At 54.5% G+C, this 1,250-nt stretch carries 1 protein-coding gene; it reads left to right on the top strand.

Annotation, left to right across the window (positions count from 1 at the left end; translation table 11 throughout):
- Positions 1-102 precede the first annotated feature (102 nt).
- On the top strand, positions 103-1,250 hold a 1,148-nt coding region (locus BN874_RS13390), incomplete at its 3' end, for an AAA family ATPase (protein WP_034434321.1).

Genomic DNA, 1,250 nt, shown 5'->3' with positions numbered 1-1,250 from the left:
GAATCAGACAATACAGCTTAAACCAACCCCAGTTCTGTCTTGACCATGGGGTCCACTTCAGTCATCGGCAATTTCCCTGCAATTTTGCTCAGGAATTACCCGATGGACAAAGTAATCACGCTTCACACCCCCCGCCACGCCGGGATTGACCTTGATCTAGCCGCCTCTTGCGGGATCGAACTGCCGCCCAACACGCTGGCCGCAGCCGTCAAGGCCGGGATCAGCAACCCCATTAAACCGTTAGGGAAAGCCTCAGAACCTGATCACGGCTTCCAGTGGGCATCGGATTTTTGCCAGCAACCGACTGAATCGAACCATTTGATCCGGGGAGTGCTTGATCTCGAATCCACATCATTTATCTTCGGACCCTCAGGGGACGGCAAAACCTTTGTCGCTTTAGACCGTGATTTGCATGTGGCCCACGGGATGCGGTGGCTTGGGAAGAAAACAAAAAAAGGGATCGTGCTGTACATCGCGGGCGAAGGAAAAGCGGGCTTAGCCAAGCGGGTCAAGGCATGGCACGAATACCACGGCTTGAACCCGTCCGACGCCTTGATCGCATTCAGAACCGTTCCTACCGCACTTTGCGATCCCAAGGCTGTAATCCAGTTGATCGATCACATTCAGCAGTTCATTGAAGGCATGGATGAAAAGCCCGTGCTGATCGAATTGGACACGTTGGCGAAAAATTTCGGCGCCGGGTATGACGAAAACGCCGCCAAGGACATGGCGGCATTCGTTGCTGGAATGGATGCACTCAAGCGAGCAACAGGCGCGGCAATCAGCGCCATTCACCATCCCGGACACGGGAACAAGGATCGCGGCGCCGGAAGCAAAAACCTTCCAGCGGGCGTCGATTTTTCCTTCAAGGTGGAAAAGTCCGGCAAAAGCGTAGATGACTTCATAACCACCATGTCCTTTGAAAAAGTTAAGGATGGTGAGAATCCTAAGCCAGTGGCTTGGACATGGAAGCGCCAGCCCCTCCCGTGGGTCGAGCAAGACGACGATGATTGCTGGGTTCCCGTCAGCAGTATCGTGCTGGTGCCTACCCAAGCGGTCGCGTCAACAAGGTCAACAAAGTTGACGCTACCCCAGCGGATTGCCCTGGACGTACTGACCCGCTTAACCGGAACCGAAGACCACGCGCTGATCGCCGACTGGCGCAATGCCGCGTTTGAAGCGGGAATCGGGTTCATCCCAACAAAGGTACGTAACCCACCACAAAGTAGGCTGTTTAGTTTGAATTGGGA

This window comes from Candidatus Contendobacter odensis Run_B_J11, assembly GCF_000531125.1.
Lineage (GTDB): Bacteria > Pseudomonadota > Gammaproteobacteria > Competibacterales > Competibacteraceae > Contendibacter > Contendibacter odensensis.
Note: the sequence above shows the minus strand (reverse complement) of the source record. Positions and strands in the feature narration are given on the sequence as shown.